The organism is Luteimonas colneyensis, from assembly GCF_014836665.1.
Classification (GTDB): Bacteria; Pseudomonadota; Gammaproteobacteria; order Xanthomonadales; family Xanthomonadaceae; genus Luteimonas; species Luteimonas colneyensis.
In genome coordinates, this window is sequence record NZ_JACSQJ010000001.1 from 368,777 (window position 1) to 391,561 (window position 22,785).

General features: G+C 71.7%; 21 protein-coding genes, 1 tRNA gene and 2 pseudogenes. 18 read left to right on the plus strand and 6 right to left on the minus strand.

Annotation, left to right across the window (positions count from 1 at the left end; genetic code table 11):
* Window positions 1-6: 6 nt before the first annotated feature.
* The 3 genes and pseudogenes from H9645_RS01575 to H9645_RS01585 all read right to left on the minus strand — a co-directional run bounded on the left by H9645_RS01575 (window position 7) and on the right by H9645_RS01585 (window position 4,309).
* Window positions 7-2,976 carry a TonB-dependent receptor gene (locus tag H9645_RS01575; RefSeq protein WP_191727977.1) on the minus strand — a complete coding sequence of 990 codons (2,970 nt, stop codon included), beginning with the start codon at window positions 2,974-2,976 and terminating at the stop codon, window positions 7-9.
* Between the two features lie 22 nt (window positions 2,977-2,998).
* Window positions 2,999-3,932 (minus strand): annotated as a pseudogene (locus tag H9645_RS01580) (LacI family DNA-binding transcriptional regulator).
* Between the two features lie 77 nt (window positions 3,933-4,009).
* The gene (locus tag H9645_RS01585) at window positions 4,010-4,309 is read right to left on the minus strand and encodes a YciI family protein (protein ID WP_191727978.1); all 300 of its coding nucleotides are present in this window, start codon (window positions 4,307-4,309) and stop codon (window positions 4,010-4,012) included.
* Window positions 4,310-4,717: 408 nt separating this feature from the next.
* On the opposite strand from H9645_RS01585, the gene H9645_RS01590 reads away from it, so the two are divergent.
* The 3 genes and pseudogenes from H9645_RS01590 to H9645_RS01600 all read left to right on the plus strand — a co-directional run bounded on the left by H9645_RS01590 (window position 4,718) and on the right by H9645_RS01600 (window position 7,941).
* On the plus strand, window positions 4,718-5,584 hold the full coding sequence (locus H9645_RS01590) for a segregation and condensation protein A (protein ID WP_318240474.1): 867 nt from the start codon (window positions 4,718-4,720) through the stop codon (window positions 5,582-5,584).
* Between the two features lie 27 nt (window positions 5,585-5,611).
* Window positions 5,612-6,161: pseudogene (gene scpB, locus H9645_RS01595) on the plus strand (SMC-Scp complex subunit ScpB); the annotation flags it as partial.
* A 250-nt stretch (window positions 6,162-6,411) separates the two neighbouring features.
* A complete protein-coding gene (locus H9645_RS01600; protein WP_191727981.1) occupies window positions 6,412-7,941 on the plus strand; it encodes a pseudouridine synthase in 1,530 nt (509 codons plus the stop codon).
* A 2-nt stretch (window positions 7,942-7,943) separates the two neighbouring features.
* On the opposite strand, the gene H9645_RS01605 is transcribed toward H9645_RS01600, so the two are convergent.
* A complete protein-coding gene (locus H9645_RS01605; protein WP_191727982.1) occupies window positions 7,944-8,735 on the minus strand; it encodes an amidohydrolase in 792 nt (263 codons plus the stop codon).
* A gap of 62 nt (window positions 8,736-8,797) precedes the next feature.
* Complete coding sequence (locus H9645_RS01610; protein ID WP_191727983.1) at window positions 8,798-9,943, minus strand: pyridoxal phosphate-dependent aminotransferase; 1,146 nt, start codon at window positions 9,941-9,943, stop codon at window positions 8,798-8,800.
* On the opposite strand from H9645_RS01610, the gene H9645_RS01615 reads away from it, so the two are divergent.
* The 15 genes from H9645_RS01615 to H9645_RS01685 all read left to right on the plus strand — a co-directional run bounded on the left by H9645_RS01615 (window position 9,942) and on the right by H9645_RS01685 (window position 22,280).
* A complete protein-coding gene (locus tag H9645_RS01615) occupies window positions 9,942-10,505 on the plus strand; it encodes a DUF3293 domain-containing protein (RefSeq protein ID WP_191727984.1) in 564 nt (187 codons plus the stop codon). The genes H9645_RS01610 and H9645_RS01615 overlap by 2 nt on opposite strands.
* Window positions 10,506-10,541: 36 nt before the next feature.
* Window positions 10,542-11,186: a heme ABC exporter ATP-binding protein CcmA gene (gene ccmA / locus H9645_RS01620; protein ID WP_191727985.1), complete on the plus strand. Its 645-nt coding sequence runs from the start codon at window positions 10,542-10,544 to the stop codon at window positions 11,184-11,186.
* Window positions 11,186-11,854, plus strand: a complete 669-nt coding sequence (gene ccmB / locus H9645_RS01625; RefSeq protein WP_191727986.1) for a heme exporter protein CcmB — start codon at window positions 11,186-11,188, stop codon at window positions 11,852-11,854. The genes ccmA and ccmB overlap by 1 nt, the downstream gene beginning before the upstream one ends.
* 542 nt (window positions 11,855-12,396) lie before the next feature.
* Window positions 12,397-13,149: a heme ABC transporter permease gene (locus H9645_RS01630; RefSeq protein ID WP_191728445.1), complete on the plus strand. Its 753-nt coding sequence runs from the start codon at window positions 12,397-12,399 to the stop codon at window positions 13,147-13,149.
* Window positions 13,146-13,322, plus strand: coding sequence for a heme exporter protein CcmD (ccmD, locus tag H9645_RS01635; RefSeq protein WP_191727987.1), 177 nt, complete (start codon window positions 13,146-13,148; stop codon window positions 13,320-13,322). The genes H9645_RS01630 and ccmD overlap by 4 nt, the downstream gene beginning before the upstream one ends.
* On the plus strand, window positions 13,319-13,810 hold the full coding sequence (ccmE, locus tag H9645_RS01640) for a cytochrome c maturation protein CcmE (protein WP_191727988.1): 492 nt from the start codon (window positions 13,319-13,321) through the stop codon (window positions 13,808-13,810). The genes ccmD and ccmE overlap by 4 nt, the downstream gene beginning before the upstream one ends.
* On the plus strand, window positions 13,810-15,738 hold the full coding sequence (locus H9645_RS01645) for a heme lyase CcmF/NrfE family subunit (protein WP_191727989.1): 1,929 nt from the start codon (window positions 13,810-13,812) through the stop codon (window positions 15,736-15,738). Before ccmE ends, H9645_RS01645 begins: the two co-directional genes overlap by 1 nt.
* Entirely contained in the window at window positions 15,735-16,319 is a 585-nt protein-coding gene (locus tag H9645_RS01650; protein ID WP_191727990.1) for a DsbE family thiol:disulfide interchange protein, read from the plus strand. The genes H9645_RS01645 and H9645_RS01650 overlap by 4 nt, the downstream gene beginning before the upstream one ends.
* On the plus strand, window positions 16,316-16,807 hold the full coding sequence (locus tag H9645_RS01655) for a cytochrome c-type biogenesis protein (RefSeq protein ID WP_191727991.1): 492 nt from the start codon (window positions 16,316-16,318) through the stop codon (window positions 16,805-16,807). The genes H9645_RS01650 and H9645_RS01655 overlap by 4 nt, the downstream gene beginning before the upstream one ends.
* Complete coding sequence (locus H9645_RS01660; RefSeq protein ID WP_225217906.1) at window positions 16,807-17,895, plus strand: c-type cytochrome biogenesis protein CcmI/CycH; 1,089 nt, start codon at window positions 16,807-16,809, stop codon at window positions 17,893-17,895. Before H9645_RS01655 ends, H9645_RS01660 begins: the two co-directional genes overlap by 1 nt.
* Before the next feature lie 58 nt (window positions 17,896-17,953).
* Entirely contained in the window at window positions 17,954-19,297 is a 1,344-nt protein-coding gene (gdhA, locus tag H9645_RS01665) for an NADP-specific glutamate dehydrogenase (RefSeq protein WP_191727993.1), read from the plus strand.
* Between the two features lie 28 nt (window positions 19,298-19,325).
* Window positions 19,326-20,441 (plus strand): homoserine O-acetyltransferase MetX, encoded by a 1,116-nt coding sequence (gene metX, locus H9645_RS01670; protein WP_191727994.1) that lies wholly within the window; start codon window positions 19,326-19,328, stop codon window positions 20,439-20,441.
* A gap of 79 nt (window positions 20,442-20,520) precedes the next feature.
* On the plus strand, window positions 20,521-21,132 hold the full coding sequence (locus tag H9645_RS01675; protein ID WP_191727995.1) for a cysteine dioxygenase family protein: 612 nt from the start codon (window positions 20,521-20,523) through the stop codon (window positions 21,130-21,132).
* A 30-nt stretch (window positions 21,133-21,162) separates the two neighbouring features.
* Window positions 21,163-21,249 (plus strand) — tRNA-Leu (locus H9645_RS01680).
* A gap of 203 nt (window positions 21,250-21,452) precedes the next feature.
* Window positions 21,453-22,280 carry an NRDE family protein gene (locus H9645_RS01685; RefSeq protein WP_191727996.1) on the plus strand — a complete coding sequence of 276 codons (828 nt, stop codon included), beginning with the start codon at window positions 21,453-21,455 and terminating at the stop codon, window positions 22,278-22,280.
* A 13-nt stretch (window positions 22,281-22,293) separates the two neighbouring features.
* On the opposite strand, the gene H9645_RS01690 is transcribed toward H9645_RS01685, so the two are convergent.
* On the minus strand, window positions 22,294-22,695 hold the full coding sequence (locus tag H9645_RS01690) for a hypothetical protein (protein ID WP_191727997.1): 402 nt from the start codon (window positions 22,693-22,695) through the stop codon (window positions 22,294-22,296).
* Window positions 22,696-22,785: the final 90 nt, after the last annotated feature.

Sequence of the window (22,785 nt, forward strand, 5' to 3'; positions counted from 1 at the left end):
TCACGATCACCAGTTGAACCCCATCGAAAGCTTGAACGTGCGCGTCGGCAACAGCTGGCTGGTCGGGCGGCCGAGATTCGGGTTCGGCTCGCCGGGCGCACCGAACCAGTCGTCGCGGCCATCGTAGTTCACCCAGTCGAACACGTTCAGCACGTCGCCGCGGACGTAGAAGCTCAGCCGCTCGCCGGCCTGCCAGGTGCGCTGCGCCGCGAGGTCGAACTGCTTGAAGCCGATCGATCCCTCGGGCGTGTAGTAATCGATGATGCAGTCGTTCCACCCGGCGAGGCAGTTGGTGCCCTGGCGCGGACTGGGGCTGGCCAGGCTCAGCTTGCCCGACAGGGTGATGCCCCAGGGCGCGTCATAGACGCCGGTCGCGACCATGCGGTGCTTCGGCACGCCGGTCGAGGCGAGCCAGCCGAAGCCCGAGAGGTCGGGATAGTCGAACGCTCCGCCCGACGTGGTATTGGCATTCTGCTCGGCGTCGGTATAGGTGTAGGCGAACGTCATGCCCCAGCGCGACGCCTGCGTGTACGGCTTGTCGATCTTCAGCGCGAGGCTGTTGGCCCGGGTCTCGAGCCCGTTGGTGCCGATGATCAGGCGGCCGTAGCCCGGCACGCCGAACGCGCCGTCGTCCCACGGCGGACCCCAGGTGGTGCCCGGCGCGAAGAAGTCGCCATCCGGCCGGCGGTTGCCGAGATGGAACACCAGCCCGTCGTGGCTGGTGATGTGCGACAGCGTCACCTCGGTCACCCAGGGGCCGTAGAGGTTGCGCATGCCGAGGCTGAACTGGTCCGAGTACGGCGTCCTGATGTCGTTGTGCATCAGGTAGCGTTCGGCGCCCAGATTGGGGTTGGCCGCCACCAGCGCCTGCAGCGTCGCCGGATCGAAATAGCTCTCGTCCCAGGCCAGGCAGGTCGGACTGGCGCCGTCGCAGTCGTGGCCCGCGGTGTCGAACTGGTAGGTATACGGCGGGAAGCTGTACTTGGTGCTCTCCAGCGCCAGTTGGCTGAAGAGGTTGCGGTCGTACGAGCGCCCTGCGCCGCCGAAGATGACGTGGCGCTGGTCGCCGCGCAGGTCGTAGGAGAAGCCCAGCCTGGGCTGCCACGCGTCCTTGAAGTCGTCGCGCTCCGAGCCGGTGCTGATGTAGTCCTCGATGTCGATGCCGGAGCCCGGCGCGTTGATGTTGTCCCAGCCGCGCAGCGCCGCGACGTAGTCGGCCGGCGTCACGTAGTCCGTGTAGGCGGGATTGGTCTCGTAGTCCCAGCGCAGGCCGAGGTTGAGCGTGAGGTGCTCGTTGACCTCCCAGTCGTCCTGGAGGTAGAGCCCGTACTGCTTGCCGGACGTGGTCACGCCGCCGGTCGCCTCGCCCACCGGCGCGCCGAAGCGGACCTGGTACGGGATCGAGGTGTCCTGGCCGACGTCGTAGTAATACTGGGCGTTGTACGGGTTCTGCTCCAGCGACGTGATGTCGATGTCCTTGAACTTCACGCCCATCTTGATCGTGTGGTGGCCGTTCCACTCGAAGCTGTTGAACGTCAGGTCGTTCTGCAGCGACCAGCCCTTCTGTCCCTTGTCCTGGAAATCCGGGCCGCCGCCGGCCTGGAGGATGACGTCGTTGGGATTGGCGGTGGTCAGCACGTAGCCCGGCGCCAGGGTGTAGGCGCGCGGGCGCCAGCTCGCGTCCTCGTAGCCGACGTGGAAGTCGTTGAGGAAGCGCTCGCCGCTGAACTGGTAGCGCAGGTCGAGCCGGCGATCGTCGTTGTCCTTGGCGCTGCCGTACATCAGCGTGCGCGTGCCGTCGAAGTTGCCGAGCTCGGTTTCCTCGCGGACCTTGGCCGTCAGCTCGACCAGGTGGGCGTCGCCCGGCAGCCAGCTGAGCTTGCCGAAGTACATGTCCTGCTTGAACGGTGAGCTGAAGGTGCCGACGAGCGGCTGCAATTCGGCCGGCAGCAGCCCCGGCGTGCTCGCGAAGCCCTGGCCGGGCACCACCGAACGCGGCGAGACGTACTCCTTGGCCTCGTACGCGAGGAAGAACTGCAGGCGGTCGCGGATGATCGGGCCTTCGAAGGAGGCGCCGTACTGCTCCTCGCGGAACTCGGCCTTCTCGCCCGATGCCTCCTCGCCCTCGGTCGGCGCACGCCAGTCGGTGGACGTGCGGTCCCAGAAGAAGCTGCCGCCGAACTCGTTGCTGCCCGAGCGCGTGACCGCGGTGATCGCGGCGCTGCCGAGCTGGTCATACTCGGCCTTGTAGTTGGAGGTGATCACCTTGTACTCGCCGATCGCCGCCTGCGGGAACGGATTGCCGCGGGTCGAGTCCTGGCCGCTGACGCCGCCGGGCAGCACGTAGTTCTTCTGCCCCACGCCGTCGATGAAGACGTTGATCGCGCTGGAGTCCTGCGCGCCCGAGCGCAGGCGGGTGGTCCCGTCGCTGCCCTGGGTGAACTGCACGCCGGGCACGGTGTCGGCGAAGGCCAGGAAGTTGCGCGTGCCCTGCGGCAGTGCCTGGATCTGCTTCGGCGTGATGTAGGTGGCCACCTCCGAGGTGCGGGTCTCGACCAGCACCTGGCCGGTCACGGTCACCGTGTCCAGCGTTTCGGCCTCCCCTGCCGTGGCGGTCTCGTCGACGCCGCCCACGCCGAGGTCGAGCGTGGCCGTCTGGCCGACCCGCAGGGTGACGTTGCGGCTGTCGGTGCGGCCGCCGGCGCTGACGTCGATGCGGTAGCTGCCGGGCGGCAGGCCGCCGAGGCTGTAGCCGCCGTTGGTGACGCGCACGCTGCGGCGCAGGCCCGTGACCAGGTTGGTGGCGGTGACCTCGGCGTCGGTGGCCGGGGCGGAGTCCAGCATGACCTGCCCGCGCACGGTGGCGGCGGTGGACTGCGCAAGCGCCGGCGCCGTGCAGAGCATCAGGCCCGAGGCCAGGGCGGCGGCCAGCAGCGAGCGCTGGAGGGGAAGGTGTCGCGGGCGGTGCGTACTCATGTCGAATGTCTCCGTGGGCCAGTCATGGCCCGGGACGGGAACCGGCGCACTGGCTGGATCCGCGGATGACGAGCTGCGGCACGATGGATCGGATGCCGTCCCCTGCACCGGCCCCCTCCCTCGACTGCACCAGCAGCCGCAACGCGCTTGCCCCGAGCCCGGCGATATCTACCTGCATGGTGGTGAGCGCCGGGTGCACGAGGCGGGCCAGCGGGATGTCGTCGAAGCCGGCCACGGCGACCTCGCCCGGCACGTCCACGCCGGCGTCGGCGCAGGCCCGCAGACAGCCGATCGCCATGGCGTCGTTGGCGGCGAAGATCGCGTCCGGCCGCGGGGTCGAATTCCCGCAGCGCATCCTCGTACCCGCGCCGGCGCTCGCGCGCATCGCGGTTGTCGGCGGGGCCGGCCACGAAGGCGATCCTGCGGCGGCCCGCGTCCAGCAGGTGCCGCGTCATCCGGCGCGCCCCGGCATGGCCGTCGACCACCACCGCGGGCCAGCGGCCTTCCGGATCGGCGGCGTTGACGAGGACCGCGGGCAGCGCCGTGGACAGCTGGCCGGCCAGCGGCAGGATGCCGCCGTCGGTCGGAGCCATCACCAGCACGCCATCGACGCGGCCGCGCATCGCCTGCAGAGCGGAGCCCTGCTCGCCGGGATCGCCGTGGTGGGCGGACAGCAGCAGGTGCAGGCCGTGCCCCCGCGCCTCCTGGCCGATGCCGCGGATCAGTTCGGAGAAGAACTCGCCGTGCAGGTCCGGCAGGACCACGCCGACGGTGCGGGTGCGCCGGCTGCTGAGCGCGCGTGCGGCCTGGTGCGGGGCGTAGTCCAGGCGACTGGCGACCTCCAGCACGCGGTCGCGCACCCCCGCCGCGACGCCCTCCTGGCCATTGATCGCGCGCGAGACGGTGGCCACCGAGACCCCGGCTTCGCGCGCCACGTCCTTGATGGTGACCGCCATGCGGGCCCCGACTCGCTGGATCGACCCGAATGTAAACGGTTACAGCCCGAGCGGCAAAGCCCCGCCGCCGGCCAGGATCAGGGCAGCACCTTGCGGAACGGCCGCACCTCGACGCTCGCATACACGCCGGCGCCGACGTAGGGGTCGGCGTCCGCCCAGGCGCGCGCGTCCTCCAGCGAATCGAAGCGCGCGATCACGATGCTGCCGGAGAACCCGGCCGGGCCCGGATCCTCCGCGTCCACGGCCGGGCACGGCCCCGCGACCAGCAGGCGGCCTTCGTCGCGCAGCGCCTGCAGGCGCGCAAGATGGGCGGCGCGCGCGGCCACGCGCCTGTCCAGCACGCCAGCGGCGTCACGGCCTTCGATCGCGTACCACATACTCTGCTCCAAACGCGTGGCGGGCCGACATCGTAGCCGCAACCGGCCATGAAGCCCGCGGCGATCCGGGCTGGACAGCCCTCTCCGCTGCCATTACCCTGAATCCCGGTTCCGAGTGCCGGAACGCAGCGGCGGCGCAGTCCGCCCGTCCTGCCCCCGCCGGCCCACCCACGACCTCACTGCCACCGCGCCGCCACGGCTCCTGCCGTCGCGCCCGGCCGGAGTGGTCTGGCTGCAGTGCCCCGCGGCCGCCGGCCGCACAGGCGCCACCGCGTCCCGCCCCGGGGCCTGGCGCATGCGTTCCCAAGTTCGAGTGGCCCGGAGGGGGCCGCGACACCGATGATCCAAGCCGGTCCAGACACCGCTGCCGCCGCCGCGCCCGACGCCCACGCGTCCGGGAGCGCGCCGATGCAGCAGGAAATCGCGCTGGCAACGGTGCACGGGCAGCCGCTGATGCAGCTGCCGCAGGACCTGTACATCCCGCCCGACGCGCTTGAAGTCATCCTCGAGGCCTTCGAGGGCCCGCTCGACCTGCTGCTGTACCTGATCCGGCGCCAGAACCTCGACATCCTCGACATCCCGGTGGCCGAGATCACCCGCCAGTACGTGTCCTACATCGACGTGATGCAGGAGCTGCGCTTCGAGCTGGCGGCCGAGTACCTGGTGATGGCCGCGATCCTGGCCGAGATCAAGTCGCGGATGCTGCTGCCGCGGCCGCCGTCGGAGGAAGGCCTCGAGGACGACCCGCGCGCCGACCTGGTCCGCCGGCTGCAGGAGTACGAGCGCTTCAAGCAGGCGGCGGAGGACATCGACACCCTGCCCCGCATGGACCGCGACACCGCGCCCGCCAGCGCCTTCGTGCCGGAGCGGACGCTGCACCGCGAGCCGCCGCCGGTCGACCTGCGCGAGATGCTGATGGCGCTGCACGACGTGCTCAAGCGCGCCGAGCTGTTCACCGGGCACTCGATCAAGCGCGAGGCGCTGAGCGTGCGCCAGCGCATGGGCGAACTGCTCGCGCGGCTGGAGGACGGCGCCTTCCACCGCTTCGAGCAGCTGTTCGAAGCGCGCGAGGGCAAGCTCGGGGTGGTGGTGACCTTCCTGTCGATCCTGGAGCTCGCGAAGGAGCGCCTGCTCGACGTCGTGCAGGAAGCGCCGCTGGCCCCGATCTACGTCAAGTCGCTGGCGGTGGATCGCGGCGACGGCCAGGCCCCGCTGGAGTTCGCCAGCGAGTTCGACGACGACGACGGCGTCGCGAACGACGACGCGGTGCGCTGACGCACCGCCACCCGCAACAGGACACGCATGGATCCGCAACTGATCAAACGCATCGTCGAAGCCGCCCTGCTGGCGTCCAGCCAGCCGCTGACGGTGGTGCAGCTCAACGGCCTGTTCCCGCTCGACGAGCCGGCGCCGGACGGCGCGATCGCGCAGGCGCTCGAGGCCCTCCAGGCCGACTGCGCCGACCGCGGCGTCGAGCTGGTCGAGGTCGCCTCCGGCTGGCGCTACCAGGTCAAGGCCGACGTCCACGCCTGGGTCGCGCGGCTGTGGACCGAGCGCCAGGTGAAGTACACCCGCGCCACGCTCGAGACCCTGGCCCTGATCGCCTACCGCCAGCCGATCACCCGCGGCGAGATCGAACAGGTCCGCGGCGTGGCCACCAACAGCAACATCATCAAGGCGCTGGAAGAGCGCGAGTGGATCCGCGTCGTCGGCCACCGCGACATGCCGGGCCGGCCGGAGCTGCTCGGCACCACCAGGGGCTTCCTCGACTACTTCGGGCTCAAGCGCCTGGACGAACTGCCGCCGCTGTCGGAGCTGAAGGACTTCGGCGAGCTGGAGCCGCAGCTGCAGTTCGAGCCGGAGGCGAAGCAGGACGGCGACGAGGCCATGCCGCTGGGCGACATCGACGCCGGCAGCGGCGATGCCGACAGTGGCGATGCCGACAGTGGCAGCGACAGCGACAGCGATACGGATACAGAAACCGACACCGGAACCGACGCCGTGGATGCCACGGACGCCGGGGACGTTCCGCCGCAGACCGCGGCAACCGATGAAGACGATGCCCTCGCCGACGACGGCGACAGCACTGGAGTGGAAGAAGAATGACGCAAGACAAGACCGGCGGCCGCAAGCTGTCGCTGAAGCGCGGCCCCGCCGCGACCACCGAAGCCGAAGCGCCGAAGCTGGAAGAACGCCTGCACAAGGTGCTGGCCCAGGCCGGCCTGGGCTCGCGCCGCGCGCTCGAGCAGCGCATCGCCGACGGCCTGGTGAAGGTCAACGGCGAGACCGCCCAGCTGGGCATGAGCATCCGCGGCGGCGACCGCGTCGAGCTCGACGGCAAGAGCTTCGTGGCCAGCGCGCTCACCGAGCCCGCGCGCGTGCTGCTCTACAACAAGCCCGAAGGCGAAGTGACCACCCGCGAGGATCCCGAGGGCCGCCCGACCATCTTCGATTCCCTGCCCGCGCTCAAGGGCGCGCGCTGGATCGCGATCGGCCGCTTGGACATCAACACCACCGGCCTGCTCCTGCTCACCACCGACGGCGAGCTGGCGAACGCGCTCATGCATCCCTCCTTCGAGGTCGAGCGCGAATACGTCTGCCGCGTGCGCGCGCCCGAAGGCATGGAGACCGTGCCCGACGGCATCGTCGACCGCCTGCAGCGCGGCGTCGCGCTGGACGACGGCCCGGCGAAGTTCGACGAGATCAAGCGCATCGGCGGCACCGATTCGCACGAGTGGTTCCAGGTGACCGTCAAGGAAGGCCGCAACCGCGAAGTGCGCCGCCTGTGGGAGTCGCAGGGCTGCCAGGTCAGCCGCCTGAAGCGCATCCGCTACGGCCAGGTCGAGCTGCCGCAGCCGCTGCTGCGCGGCCAGTCACAGGAGCTGGCCGACGAGAAGGTGCAGGCGCTGCGCACCGAGCTGGGCCTCGAGGACGGCGCCCCCGCCGCGCTCACCCTGCTGCCGGTGATCGGCCAGCGCCGCGCGGCCAAGTCGACCGTGCACGTGGGTGGCCAGCACCGCAGCCACGGCTACGTCGGCGGCCACACCACGGCCGACGAGGGCCGCGAGCTGCGCCGCTTCGACCACGTGCGCGAGGACCGCGGCCGTCGCGGCGGACCGCGCAAGCCCTCCGGCGGCCTGACGGTCACCGGCGAAGCCGCGGCACGGCAGTCGCACCGGCCGCTCAAGCAGCGCCAGGACAAGCGCGCCCTGCCCGAGGGTAATCCGGCCGCGTTCCGCAGCTGGTACGTGCCCGATGGCGTGGACACCGGCCCGGCGGGCCACCGCAACGCCGGCCCCGGCGCGCGCAAGCCGGGCGGCCGCAAGCCTGGCGGCGCAGGCGGCGGGGCCCGCGCGGGCGGCGCCGGCAAGCCCGCGCGCGCGGCGCATCCCTATGGCCATCCCGGCAATGCGCCGGTGTTCCCGTCCGACCACGCGACGCCGGGTGGGCATGACCGCCCGCGCGGCCCGCGGGGGGCGCGCCCGGGTGGCGGTGGCGGCAGGCCTGGTGGCGCCGGCAAGCCCGGCGGCCGTCCCGGCGGTGCGCCGGGTGGGCGCCCGGGTGCTCGTCCGCAGGGCACCGGTCCGCGCGGTCCGCGCGGTGGCGGCGGCGGCGGTCGCCGCGGCGCCTGAGTTCAGGCCAGGGTGAACGCGTCCCCGTCGCCCAGCGCGGGGAAGCGCTCGCGGTGGGCGGCCAGTTCGCCCGCCAGCAGCGTGGTGGTCACGACCACCTCCTCGTCGGCGCACTCGCTCAGCGGGGCGCCGAGGAAGTCGATCACCGCACTGTCCCCCGAATACGCAAGCCCGTTGCCGTCCCGACCCACGCGGTTGAGCCCGGCGACGTAGCAGAGGTTCTCGATCGCACGCGCCCGCAGCAGGGTCTTCCACGCTTGGGCGCGCGCCGCCGGCCAGTTGGCCACGTACAGCTGCAGGTCGAAGGCCGGTCGGCCATCGGCATCGAGCGTGTTGCGCGCGAACACCGGGAAGCGCAGGTCGTAGCAGACCAGCGGATTGATCCGCCAGCCGCGGAGTTCGACCACCAGGCGCTCGCGTCCGGCGGCGTAGCGCTCGTGCTCGCGCGCATAGGTGAACAGGTGTCGCTTGTCGTAGTGCGCGAGCGTCCCGTCGGGCCGCACCCACAGCAGCCGGTTGTAGACGCCGTCGCCGTCGCGCAGCTGGACGCTGCCGCTGACCACCGCAGCCAGGGCGGCGGCCTGCTCGCGCATCCAGCGCACCGTCGGCCCGTCCATGTCCTCGGCCTGGCCGATGGCGTCGTTGCTGAAGCCGCTGGTGAAGGTTTCCGGCAGCAGCACCAGGTCGGTGATGCCTCGCAGCGGCGCGATCAGGTCGCCGTAGTACTCGCGGTTGCCGGCGGGGTCGTGCCAGAGCGTGTCGCCCTGGACCAGTGAGATGCGCAGGTTGTCCATGGCAAGATCCTAGTCCTTCCGGACGACCACGTGGCACCCGACGACCTCTGCTGCAGGAGCAGCTACAGGCGGGTGAGGCGTTCGATGGCGGCGTCCAGCGTCGGCTGGGCCTTGGCGAAGCACAGGCGCGCCAGGCGCTGGCCGGGCGGCGGGCTTTCGTAGAACGGCGACAGCGGGATCGAGGCCACGCCGTGCTCGATGGTCAGCCAGCGGCAGAACTCCGTGTCGACGAGATCGCTCACCGCGGAATAGTCGACCAGCTGGAAATACCCGCCGGGCACCGGCAGCGGCTCCAGCTTCGTGCCCAGCAGCTGCTCGCGGAAGGCGTCGCGCTTGGCCTGGTAGAACGCGCCCAGGCCGAGATGATGCTCCGGCTCCTCGCGCAGCATGTCAGCGAACGCGTGCTGCGCCGGTGCGAAGGTGCAGAACACGTTGTACTGGTGCACCTTGCGGAACTCGAGCGACAGCCCCGGCGGCGCGATGCAGTAGCCGACCTTCCAGCCGGTGCAATGGTAGGTCTTGCCGAAGCTCGAGACCACGAAGGCGCGCTCGCGCAGCTCCGGGTAGCGCAGCGCGGATTCATGGCGCGCGCCGTCGAACACGATGTGCTCGTAGACCTCGTCGGAGACCAGCCAGACGCCGGTGTCCTGGACGATGGACGCGAGCTCGGCCATGTCGTCGGCCGAGAGCATCGCGCCGGACGGGTTGTGCGGCGTGTTGACGATCAGCATGCGCGTCTTCGGCCCGATCGCCGCGCGCACCCGCGCCCAGTCGGGGGCGAAGGTCGCCGGATCCAGCGGCACGTGCACCGCGCGCGCGCCGGCCAGGTCGATCGCCGGCTCGTAGCAGTCGTAGGCGGGATCGAGCACCACCACGTCGTCGCCGGCGCGGACCACGGCGTGGATGGCGTTGAAGATCGCCTCGGTGGCGCCGCTGGTGACGGTGACCTCGGCGTCGGGATCGGGACGATGTCCGTAGAGCGCCGCGGTCTTGTCGGCGATCGCCTCGCGCAGCGCGGCGACGCCGGTCATCGGCGCGTACTGGTTGTGGCCGGCGCGCATGGCGCGATCGAGCCCGTCCACCAGGCGCGGCGGCACGTCGAAATCGGGGAAGCCCTGTCCGAGGTTGACCGCACCGTGCTCGGCCGCGAGCTGCGACATCACGGTGAAGATGGTGGTTCCCACCCTCGGGAGCTTGGTGCCGGGCATGCGCGTTCCTCCATCCGGCCACGTGCCGGGCATCGACGAGTTTACGCAGCGTGCCGGCATCGCGTTAAATCCTTCCATGCACTACCCGCCCCCCGCCGCCACCGAGGCCGACGTCCAACGCCTGACCACCGCCTACCTCGACGCGGTGTACCGCTGGGCCCGCGACGGCGACTGGCACGACATCCGGATCGGGCTGCCGGTGCCAGGACTCGAACTGCTGCATCCGCGGGTGCGCAGTTTCGGGCTGCTGTCTGCCTGGAACCCGTGCTCGCAGCCCCTGGACGAAGCCTCCAACCGGCGCGCGGATGCCGCGCTGGAGCTTGAACTGGCCGCGCGCGGCATCGTCCACATTCCCTCGTTCTCGTCGGCGCGCAACCGCAGCTGGCGCGAACCGGGCTGGGTGGTGTTCGACGTCGACAGCGGGCTGCTCGACGATCTCTGCCGCCAGTTCGGGCAGCTTGGCGGGCTGTGGTGGGAGCGCGGCGAGCCGGTGCGGCTGCGCATGCAGGCGACGAAGCCCGCGGCCTTCCCGGACGTCCCGATGGTCGACTGGCTAGAATAGCCGCCGTCCGGCCGCCCTCGCGGCCCGTGCCGCAGCATGCCCGAACCCGCCACTCCGTCGCCCCCCCTGCTCTCCGCCCGGTCGCTGCGCTTCACGCGCAACGACATGCCGGTGTTCGGCCCGCTCGATTTCGAGGTCGCCGCAGGCGAGGCGCTGCTGGTGCAGGGCGACAACGGCGCCGGCAAGACCACCCTGCTCAAGGTGCTCGCGGGCCTGCTGCGCGCCGACGATGGCGATGTCCATCTGCAGGGGCGGCCGGTGGATCCCGCGCTGCGCGCGCGGGTGATCGGCTACCTCGGCCACCTGCCGGGGCAGAAGGCCGACCTCAGCGCGCTGGAGAACCTGCGCTTCCTCTGCGGGCTGCACGGCAGCCGCCCGGGCATGTCGCTGGAGGGCGCGATGGCCACCGTCGGCCTGGCCGGCTACGAGGACGCGCTGGCGCGGCAGATGTCGGCCGGCCAGCGCAAGCGGTTGTCGCTGGCGCGGCTGTGGCTGTCGCCGGCACCGCTGTGGCTGATGGACGAGCCCTACGCCAACCTCGACCTCGAGGGCATCGAACTGGTCAACCGCATGATCCAGGCGCACCTGCGCGAGGGTGGCGGGACCATGGTCACCACGCACGGCGCCTACGCGGCACCGCCGGTGCGCACGCGGATGCTGGTGCTGGAGCGGCCATCGTGATGTGGGCCGCCGCCCGCGCGCTCGCGGTCCGCGACCTGCAGCTGCTGTGGCGCCGCCGCGGCGACAGCCTGCAGCCGGCGCTGTTCGCGCTGCTGGTGCTGGTGCTGTTCGCGCTCGCGCTGGGCAGCGACCGCGCGATGCTGGCGCGGGTCGCGCCGGGCGCGCTCTGGGTGGCGGTGCTGCTGTCGGGCCTGCTGGCGCTGGACACGCTGTTCCGGGGCGATGCCGAGGACGGTTCCCTGGAGCAGTGGCTGCTGGCGCCGGTGCCGCTGGCCTGGCTGGTGCTGGTGCGGGTGGCGACGCACTGGGCGACGACGGCGCTGCCGCTGGTGTTGGCGATGCCGCTGCTGGCCGAACTGATGGCGCTGCCGCGCGCCGACTGGCCCGTGCTGTTCGCCTCGCTTCTGCTCGGCACGCCGCTGCTGGCGCTGCTCGGCGCGGTGGTCGCGGCGCTGACCGTGGGCATGCGCCGCTCGGGCATCCTGGTGGCGCTGCTGGCGCTGCCGCTGTACGTGCCGGTGCTGGTATTCGGCGCGGGCAGCGTCACCGCGGCAACGCAGGGCTTCGACGCCAGCGGTGGCCTGCTGCTCCTCGCTGCTGGACTGGTCGCGGCGCTGGTGCTGGCACCGCTGGCCGCAGCCGCAGCGATCCGCATCGCGCTGTCCTGAGTCTTGCCACGGCTTCGTGAGGGAGCGTGTCGCTGCGGGGTGGGGACGGACCGGCGAAGCAGCCATCCATGGCTGATTCGCCTACCGCGCACATCCATGTGCGCTGTCCATCCCCACCCCGCACCGCCCCGCTTCGGTAGCTGGTGGCGCGCGGCTTCGGAGACACGCGACCACGAAACTTCGATGTGACCCGCCGCTCTCACGGCGCCACGGCGCTCTGACTCCCACGAAGCCGGCGACGGTCGTGCGGGGGGGGCGGAGCGCTCCCCCCGCCAGCCGCCTCCCGCGGCGTGAACCCGCACGGAATCGACAACATTCCACCGCAAACCGGACAGATTGACCGCGATCAGTGCAGCGCCGTCGAAAACCGGCCACGATCACGCCTGAACGCAGCCAGCCCGCACCGCGGCGTTCCAGCGTCGCGGCTTGGCCGCCGGTGCCAAACCTGAAAGAATGACGCGTTGGCCCGAACCAGTCCCAGGCCCAGGCAGGGACCGGCCCGCGGGCCGGCACTTCCCGCCAGCGAAAACCCGATGTCCGACATGAACCCGGTGCTCCGCTGGTTCCACCAGCTGGGATCGCCCCCCTACTTCGACCGCTTCGCCACCCGCTGGGCCCCCTGGGGCTACGTGCTGGGCGCGCTGGTGATGGGCTGGGGCGTGTACGGCGCGCTGTTCCAGGTGCCCGCCGACTACCAGCAGGGCGACAGCTTCCGGATCCTGTACATCCACGTCCCGGCGGCCTGGATGAGCCTGCTGGTGTTCGGGCTGATGGCGCTGTACTCGGCGATCGCGCTGATCTGGCGGATCAAGCTCTGCGAGATCCTGGCCATGGCCTGCGCGCCCATCGGCGCCGCCTTCACCGTGGTCACGCTTGCGACCGGCTCGATCTGGGGCAAGCCGATGTGGGGCACGTGGTGGGACTGGGACCCGCGCCTGACCAGCCAGCTGGTGCTGCTGTTCCTGTATCTCGGCGTGATCGGGCTGTACCACGCCATCGACGACCGCCGTACCGCCGCGCGCGCGGCCGGGCTGCTGGCGCTGGTGGGCGTGGTGATGCTGCCGGTGATCCGCTACTCGGTGGTGTGGTGGAACTCGCTGCACCAAGGCCAGACCATCCGCGTGTTCGGCGAGTCCTCGATGGACCCGAGCATGCTGCCGCCGCTGGTGTGGATGGTGATCGGCACCAAGTTCTGGTTCGCGGGCTCGCTGCTGGCGCGCGCGCGCGCCGACAACCTGCAGCGCGAGGCGGGCAAGGACTGGGTGCGCCGCATCGCGGAGGCGGGCAAGGCATGAGCTATCGCGAATACGTCATCGCCGCCTACGCGGTGTTCGCCCTGATGCTGGCCTGGGACTACATCGCCCCGCGCCTGGCCATCGCGCGCCAGCTGCGCGCCGCCCGCAGGCTCGCCGCGCGCCGCGCCGCGCGCCCCGCCCGCAACGACCGCCCCACGGAGCTTGGCCGATGAATCCCACCCGCCGCAGGCGCCTCTGGTTCGTGCTCGCCGTCATCGCCGCGGCCGCCCTGGTGGCGGTGCTGGTCGGCGCGGCGCTGCAGCGCAACGTCGCCTATCTGTTCACCCCGGCCGAGGTGCTCGACGGCCGCGCCGGCGCCGACGTCGCTTCCGGCGAAACCCGGTTCCGGCTCGGCGGCATGGTCGCCAAGGGCTCGTTCGAGCGCACGCCCGGCTCGATGGAAGCGCGTTTCCAGGTCAGCGACGGTGACGCGCTGATGCCGGTGGTCTATTCCGGGATCCTCCCCGACCTGTTCCGCGAGAGCCAGTCGGTGGTCGCCACCGGCCGCATGCGCGCCGACGGCACCTTCGTCGCCGACGAGGTGCTGGCCAAGCACGACGAGACCTACGTGCCGAAGGAAGTGGCCGACAAGATGGGCCTGGCGCACGAGAAGCACGACGTCGAGATGCCGGCGACGCAGGCCGCGGACGGCAGTCGCTGATGCTGCCGGAGATCGGCCAGGCGGCGCTGGCCCTGGCGCTGGTGTTCGCCGTGCTGCAGGGCCTTGTCGGGCTCGTGGGCGCCGCCCGCGGCCGCGAGGACCTGGGCGCGGTCACGCGCCCCGCGGCACTGGCGCAGCTGGTGCTGGTCGCCATCGCCTACGTGCTGCTGACGGCGGCCTTCGTCGCCGGCGACTTCTCGGTCCGCTACGTGGCCGACAACTCCAACAGCCTGCTGCCGCTGGTCTACCGCTACACGGCGGTCTGGGGCTCGCACGAGGGCTCGCTGCTGCTGTGGGCGCTGATGCTGGCGGTGTGGAACGCGGCGGTGGCGGTGCTGTCGCGACGCATCCCGTGGAGCTTCCGCGCGCGCGCACTCGGCATCATCGGCCTGGTCGCGGTCGGCTTCCTGTCGTTCATGGTGTTCACCTCGAATCCCTTCGAGCGCCTGCTGCCGGCGGCGGCGGAAGGCCATGACCTGAACCCGCTGCTGCAGGACCCGGGGATGATCATCCATCCGCCGCTGCTGTACATCGGCTACATCGGCTTCGTGGTGCCGTTCGCGTTCTCGCTCGCCGCCCTGCTGGAAGGCGTGGTCGACGCGCGCTGGCTGCGCTGGTCGCGGCCCTGGACCAACATCGCCTGGGCCTTCCTCACCGTGGGCATCGCGATGGGCAGCTGGTGGGCCTACTACGAGCTCGGCTGGGGCGGCTGGTGGTTCTGGGATCCGGTCGAGAACGCGAGCTTCATGCCCTGGCTGGTGGGCGCGGCGCTGATCCATTCGCAGGCGGTCACCGAGAAGCGCGGCAGCTTCGGCAGCTGGACCATGCTGCTGGCGATCGCGGCGTTCTCGCTGTCGCTGCTCGGCGCGTTCCTGGTGCGCTCGGGCGTGCTGACCAGCGTGCACTCCTTCGCCGCCGATCCCTCGCGCGGCCTCTTCATCCTGGTCTTCCTCGGCGCGGTCATCGGCGGCGCGCTGCTGGTGTACGTGACCCGCGCGCCGCGCCTGGCGCAGGGCAAGCCGTTCTCGGCGGCATCCCGCGAGACCCTGCTGCTGGTCAACAACCTGCTGCTGGCCTCGGCCTGCGCGATGGTGCTGTTCGGCACGCTGTATCCCCTGCTGGCCGACGCGCTCGGCCTGGGCAAGGTCTCGGTCGGCCCGCCCTACTTCGGCACGCTGTTCATCGTGCTGATGGCACCGCTGGTGCTGCTGGTGCCGTTCGGGCCGCTGGTGCGCTGGCAGCAGGAGCAGACGTCGAAGCCACTGGCACTGCTCGCGCCGTGGTTCGCGCTGGCCCTGGGGCTGGGCGTGGCGGCGTGGGTGCAGGCGCCGCAGGGCGCGGTCAAGACCGGCTTCGGCGTGTTCGCCGCCGCCTGGGTCGGGCTGGGCACGCTGCGCTTCGTCTGGACGCGCCTGCGCGCCAAGGGCCGGAGCTTCACGCCGGAGATGCTGGGCATGGTGCTGGGCCACCTCGGCATCGCCGTGTTCCTGGTCGGCGCGCTGCTGGTCGAGGCGCAGAACGTGCTGCGCGAAGTGCCGATGCTGCCGGGCCAGACCCAGACCATCGGCCGCTACGATTTCCGCTTCGACGGCGTCGACCGTGTACAGGGTCCGAACTACATGGCCGACCGCGGCCACGTGCAGGTCTTCCGCGACGACCGGCCGCTGGTGCTGCTGCATCCGGAAAAGCGCGCCTACGCCAGCGGCGGCCAAGTCATGACCGACGCCGGCATCCACGCCGGCGTGCGCGCCGACATCTTCGTCGCGCTGGGCGAGCCGCTGGGCAACGAGGCCTGGGCGGTGCGCCTGCACGTGAAGCCCTTCGTGCGCTGGATCTGGGCCGGCGCGATCCTGATGGCGCTGGGCGCGGTGGTGGTGGCGTTCGACCGCCGCTTCCGGCTGGTGACGAGGAAGGAGGACACGCGATGAACGCTCCTGTGCCGCCCGAAACCGCCGCCGGCGGCCGCAGGCTGCTGGCCACCCTGCTGGTCGGCGGCTTCATCGCGCTGCTGGTGCTGCTGGCCTGGGGCGTGAGCCGCTCCGACCGGCCGGACCGCGAATCCCTGCCCTCGCCCCTGATCGGCAAGCCGGCGCCGGAGTTCTCGCTGCCGGTGCTGCACGACGCCAGCTACCGCGTCGGCAGCGACGACCTGCGCGGCCAGCCCTACCTCCTCAACGTCTGGGGCAGCTGGTGCCCGGGCTGCCAGGAGGAGCATCCGGTGCTGGCGCGCTACGCGGAAACGAAGAAGATCCGCGTGATCGGCTACAACTGGAAGGACGAGCCCGAGGACGCGCTGCGCTGGCTCGAGCAGTTCGGCAATCCCTACTGGGTGGTGATCACCGACTACGAAGGCCAGACGGCGATCGAATGGGGCATCTATGGCGCCCCCGAAACCTTCCTGGTCGACGCCGAGGGCATCGTGCGCTGGAAGCACGTCGGCCCGCTGAACGACGCCATCGTCGACGAGGTGCTCGCGCCGATGGTCGAGGCGATGGGGGCCGGCGGATGAGCGCGCCTGCGATCCATGCCGCACGGTCCGCGCTCGCCGCGTGCCTGCTCGCCCTGCTGGCGACGATGTGCCTGCTGGCGACGCCGCCGGCCGCCGCCCAGGCGGTGCGCAACGTGCAGCCGCTCGAATTCCGCGACCGCGCCGAGGAGCAGCGTTTCCACGAGCTCACCCTCGAGCTGCGCTGCGTGATGTGCCAGAACCAGTCGCTGGCCGATTCCGACGCGCCGATCGCACACGACCTGCGTCGCGAGGTGTTCAACCTCATGCGCGAAGGCCGCAGCGACGCCGAGATCAAGGAGTTCCTGGTCGCACGCTACGGCGAGTTCGTGCTCTACCGCCCGCCGTTCGGCGGCGGCACCCTGCTGCTGTGGCTGGGTCCGGCGGCGGTGCTGCTGGCCGGCGCGGTGGTGCTGGTGGTCGTGGTGCGCCGACGGGCATCGGCCAACCGCGTGGCGGCCGATCCCGTCGACGACGGACAGGAGTGGTGATGGCCCCCATGTTCTTCCTTGCCGTGCTGGTCGCGGCCGTGGTGGCCACCGCACTCGTGGCGGCGCCGCTGCGCCGCGGTTCGCCGCGGACCTGGCTGGCGGTGATGGCCGTCGTGCCGGTGCTGTCGCTCGGGCTGTACCAGCTGCTCGGCACGCCGGCCGCGCTGGATCCGGCCGCGCGCGCGCCGGTCGCCGCCGGCGTCGATCCGGATGCGCAGGTGGATCCTGCACAGTTCGCCGAGGCCGTGGCCCAGCTGCGCGAGGAGCTGGCGCGCAATCCGGAGCAGCCCGAGGGCTGGGTCCTGCTCGCGCGCTCGATGTCGGTCCAGGGCGACCACGCCGCCGCGCACGAGGCCTACGGCAAGGCGCTGGCACTGGTGCCGGACGAGCCGGCGCTGATGGTCGAGGTCGCGCAGTCGAGCGCGCAGGCGCATCCGCAGAACCGCTTCGACGACGCGGCCGTGGCCCAGCTCGAACGCGCGCTGGCGCTGCAGCCAGGCAACCAGCGCGCACGCTGGTTCCTCGGTGTCGCCCAGCGCCAGCGTGGCCTGGACGCCGAGGCCGCGGCCACCTGGGAAACGCTCCTGCCCCAGGTCGATGCGGCCACCGCCTCCAGCCTGCGGCCGCAGATCGCGCAGGCGCGCGAAGCCGCCGGCCTGCCCCCGCTGGACGCGTCCACCGGAGCTTCCGCTCCGCCCACGGCGGGCCGGCCTGCCGCGGTATCCGGCACGCCCGCCGCCGGCGGCCTGCGCGTGCGCATCAGCCTTGCGCCGGAGCTCGCCGGACAGGTCGATGGCGATGCCACCGTGTTCGTCATGGCTCGCCATCCCGACGGCCCGCCGATGCCGGTCGCGGCCGAGCGCCATCCGGTGTCCGCGCTGCCGCTGGAGATCGTGCTCGACGACGGCGACAGCCCGATGCCGACGCAGACGCTGTCGCAGCTGGACGCGGCGCTGGTGTCCGCGCGGATCACGGCCAGCGGCACCGTCGAGCGCAGCGCCGCCGATCTCGAGTCGGCACCCGTGCGCGTCGCGCTGCCGTCGACGGACCTCATCGAGCTGGTGATCGGCGCCGACCCGACGCCTTGACAGCGCCGCTTGCTGCATTGCAGCATCGGTGCGGCATCCCTCCGGAGCCGCACCGCGCATGAAGCACGCCCGCGCCGCCGATTTCCTGGACCACGTGGCCCGGCACAACCCGGGCCAGCCGGAGTTCCTGCAGGCGGTCGCCGAGGTCGTGGAGAGCGTCTGGCCGCACCTGGCCGCGCATCCGCGCCTGGCCAGCAGCGGCGTCCTCGAGCGCCTGGTCGAACCCGACCGCGCGATCATGTTCCGCGTCACCTGGGTCGACGACCGCGGCGAGGTGCGCGTCAACCGCGGCTTCCGCGTGCAGCACAGCAACGCGCTCGGCCCCTACAAGGGTGGCCTGCGCTTCCATCCGGGCGTGGACCTGTCGGTGCTGAAGTTCCTCGCCTTAGAACAGACGTTCAAGAACGCGCTGACCACGCTGCCGCTGGGCGGGGCCAAGGGCGGGTCGGACTTCGACCCCAAGGGCCGCAGCCCCGGCGAGGTCATGCGCTTCTGCCAGGCCTTCGCGATCGAGCTGTCGCGCCACATCGGCGCGCACGTCGACGTGCCCGCGGGCGACATCGGCGTCGGCGCACGCGAGATCGGCTACATGGCGGGGATGGTGCGCAGGCTCTCCAACCGGGCCGACTGCGTGTTCACCGGCAAGTGCGACGCCACCGGCGGCTCGCCGATGCGTCCGCAGTCGACCGGCTACGGCACGGTCTATTTCGCCGCGGACATGCTCGAGCGCGCCGGCGCTTCGTTCGACGGCCTCCGGGTCGCGGTGTCCGGGGCGGGCAACGTCGCGCAGTACGCCATCGAGAAGGCGATGCAGTCGGGCGCGACCGTGGTCACCGTCTCCGACTCCAGCGGCATGGTCGTCGACGAGGAAGGCTTCACGCCCGAGAAGCTGGCCACGCTGATGGACATCCGCAACGGGCACGGCGGCCGCGTCAGCGATTACGCGGCGCGCGTCGGCGCCCGCTACGAGGCCGGGAGGCGCCCCTGGTCGGTGCCGGTCGACGTCGCCCTGCCCTGCGCGACCGAGAACGAACTCGACGCGGACGACGCCCGCGCGCTGGTGCGCAACGGCGTGCGCTGCGTGGCCGAGGGCGCCAACATGCCGGTCACGCCGGCGGCCGCGCGCGTATTCGAAGCCGCGGGCGTGCCCTACGCGCCCGGCAAGGCCAGCAACGCGGGCGGCGTCGCGGTCTCCGGCCTCGAGATGAGCCAGAACGCGATGCGCCTGGCATGGAGCGCGGACGAGGTCGACGCGCGCCTGCGGCGCATCATGCGCGGGATCCACGCCACCTGCGTCGAGCACGGCTCACGCGGCGATGGCCGCGTCAGCTATGTCGACGGCGCCAATATCGCCGGCTTCGTCCGGGTCGCCGACGCGCTGCTGGCGCAGGGCGTCTGCTGAGCGCCACCGCGGCGGTAAACTGCCGCGCATGACCGAATTCATCCCGCCCGGCACGCGCTGGATCGAGCTGCCTGCCGGCTTCGCCATGAAGCGCGGCGGCGTCCTCCCGCAGGGCCGCATCGCCTACGAGACCTGGGGCCGCCGCAACGCCGCCGGCGACAACTCCATCCTGATCCTGACCGGGCTCTCCCCCGACGCGCATGCCGCGGCGAGCAAAGACAACCCCGCGCCCGGCTGGTGGGAGGCCATGGTCGGTCCCGGCAAGGCGGTGGACACCACGCGCTGGCACGTGGTCTGCGTGAACTCGCTGGGCAGCTGCAAGGGCTCCAGCGGTCCCGCCTCAATCGATCCGGGCACCGGCCAGCCGTACCGGCTCGCCTTCCCCGACGTCTCCATCGAGGACGTGGCCGACGCCGCCGCGCACGTGCTGCGCGCGCTGGGCATCGAACGACTGGCCTGCGTCATCGGCAACTCGATGGGCGGGATGGCGGCACTGGCCCTGCTTGCCCGGCATCCCGGCATCGCGCGCAGCCACGTCAACGTCTCGGGGGCGGCCCGCGCGCTGCCGTTCTCGATCGCGATCCGCTCGCTGCAGCGCGAAGCCATCCGCCTCGATCCGGCCTGGAACAACGGCGACTACGACGACGCGCGCTACCCCGAAAGCGGTATGCGCATGGCGCGCAAGCTCGGCGTCATCACCTACCGCTCGGCGCTGGAGTGGGACGGGCGCTTCGGTCGCGTGCGCCTGGACTCCGACCGCCGCGACGACGAGGACCCCTTCGGACTGGAGTTCGAGGTCGAGAGCTACCTCGAGGCGCATGCACGGCGCTTCGTGCGCAATTTCGATCCCAACTGCTACCTCTACCTCAGCCGCTGCATGGACTGGTTCGACATCGGCGAATCCTGCGGCGGCACCACCGCCGAAGGCCTGGCGAAGATCCGGGTCGAGCGCGCGCTGGCGATCGGCGTGCACACCGACATCCTGTTCCCGCTGCAGCAGCAGGAGGAGATCGCCGACGGCCTGCGCGCCGGGGGCTCGGCGGCGGAGTTCCTGCCGCTGGAGTCGCCACAGGGACACGATGCGTTCCTGGTGGACTTCGCGCGCTTCTCGCCCGCGATCGGCGGCTTCCTCGCGGCGCTGTGAGTCGCGCGCCGGGGCGCGGCACACCGTGGATGCTGCGCCGCGGCGCGGGCGGCGGACGGGCCGTCGTACACTCGACGCCATGAGCAAGCCCAGCGATTGCACCGGCGGCGCCCTCCCCGACGTCCCGTTTCCAGGCCGCGAACGGCTGGTCGCGGGCATCGACCAGGCCCTGGCGGCCGGCGACTGCCACGCGGTCACCGCGGCCCTGCGCGGCGTGCTGTGCGAGCTGATCCGCGACCCCGGCGTGCGCCTGCCCGACTGCGTGCACCACCCGATCGATGACCATTACGCCCGCCGCGAGCTCTATCGCAGCCCGGAGCACGGCTACAGCGTGGTGGCCATGACCTGGGGCCCGGGCCAGGGCACCCCGATCCACGACCACGCCGGCTGCTGGTGCGTCGAGGGGGTCTGGGAAGGCGAACTCGAGATCACCCAGTTCCAGCTGCTCGAGCGCGACGGCGACCGCTTCCGCTTCCGCTCCGCCGGCGGCATGCAGGCCGGGCCCGGCAGCGCCGGCAGCCTGATCCCGCCGCACGAGTACCACACGATCCGCAACGCCGACCCCAGCGCCATCGCGGTGTCGCTGCACGTGTACGAAGGGCCGCTGGAACAGTGCTCGCGCTTCGAGGCGGTGTCCGGCGAATGGCACCTGCGCATGGACAGCACCCTGCGCACCGACGAGGCGGCCTGAGCGTCCGCTGCCGCTATACTTGGCGCCCGCGCCGGAATGGCGGAATCGGTAGACGCAGCGGACTCAAAATCCGCCGCCCTTAAAAGCGTGTGGGTTCGAGTCCCACTTCCGGCACCAGCGTAGGATTTTTCTGACCCTGCGACGGGGGCAGCGCCGATACCGGCACCAGCGCTTCGTCCGCATCATGTCCTGACCGGCAGCACAGCGCACCAACGGACGGAGCGCCGCCTACAGGGACGTACGGCCGTGGCCTCTGGCCACGGTGCTGGGCCGGAAACTTCTTCCGCGCACCGGGCGATCCCGCCGGCTACGATGGCCGCATGTGCCTGATCGCCCTCGCCTGGCGCCAGCATCCGCGCTGGCCGCTCGTCATCGCCGCCAACCGCGATGAACTCCACGCCCGCCCGACGGCGAGCGCCGCCCCCGATCCCGACGCCCCTGCCGTGTATGGCGGCCGCGACCTCCTGCAGGGTGGCGGCTGGCTGCAGGCGTCGGGCCGCGCTCGGCTGGCGGCGGTCACCAATGTGCGCAACGGCCACGCCGCCGGCGCGTATCCGCGTTCGCGTGGGTGGCTGGTGCGTGACTTCGTGCGTGGCGACCTGTCCGCGGCGGCCTTCGCCGCCGGCCCCGCCGCCGCCAATGGCCACGGTCCGTTCAATGCGCTGTTCTGGGACGGCGCCTCGCTGGTCCATGCCAGCAACCATCCCGGCGCGGGGCATGCCGCCGTCGCACCCGGCATCCACGCCATGTCGAACGGCGCCTTCGACGCGCCGTGGCCCAAGAGCATGGCGGCGACGCGGGCGCTCGACGACTGGCTGCGCTCGATGGCCGGCCTGGCCGATCCGCCGCAGGCGATCGACGCATACGAGCCCCTGTTCGGCGCGCTCGCCGACACCACCGTCGCACCGGACGCCGTGCTGCCCGACACGGGCGTGGGCCTGGAGCTCGAGCGCATGCTCTCTCCGCCCTTCGTTCGAGGCGAATCCTATGGCACCCGATGCAGCACGCTGGTCGTGGTGGCCCCGGACAGCGCGGTCTTCGTGGAACGACGCTTCGGACCCGCGGGCCGCGCCCTGGGCGACAGCCTCGCCTTGGTGCCGCTGGATTCGACCCTGTCGATTCCCGGCATGCAGGAGCACGCTGGCTGAAGCGCGGCCACCGTCAGGGCGAACTGGCCCGGCAGCGCAGCGGCGCGCTGTGCTCCAGGCCCTGCTCCCAGCCGTTCGGCCGGCGCAGCGCGATGGTGGCGTTGATGCAGGCGCGCTCCGCGCCGTCGCGCATCGCCGTGATCGGACCGGGCAGCAGCACGACGTCGCCGCCGCTGCTCTGACCGACCGTCACGACGGCCGCGTCGTCCACTGCGGGCTCGGGCTCCGCCCCACCCTCGCCCGCGGCGCGCGACGCGGCCGCGACGGCCACCACGGGCTCGTCGTCCCCGGCGAAGGCCGTGCCGGCAACGTGGCGCACGATGTCGGCCAGCAGGATGCCGGAGGCGACGGCGAGCAGGATCGGCACGAACAACGACCAGGCGCTGCGACCGTCACCCAGCGAGACTTGGTTCATGGCGTGTCCTCCGGAAGTCGCCAGAGTAGCGCTTCCAGGGAAGTCCGAAGCCTCGGGTCTACCCGAGGTCCAGGCCCAGCGCAAGACATG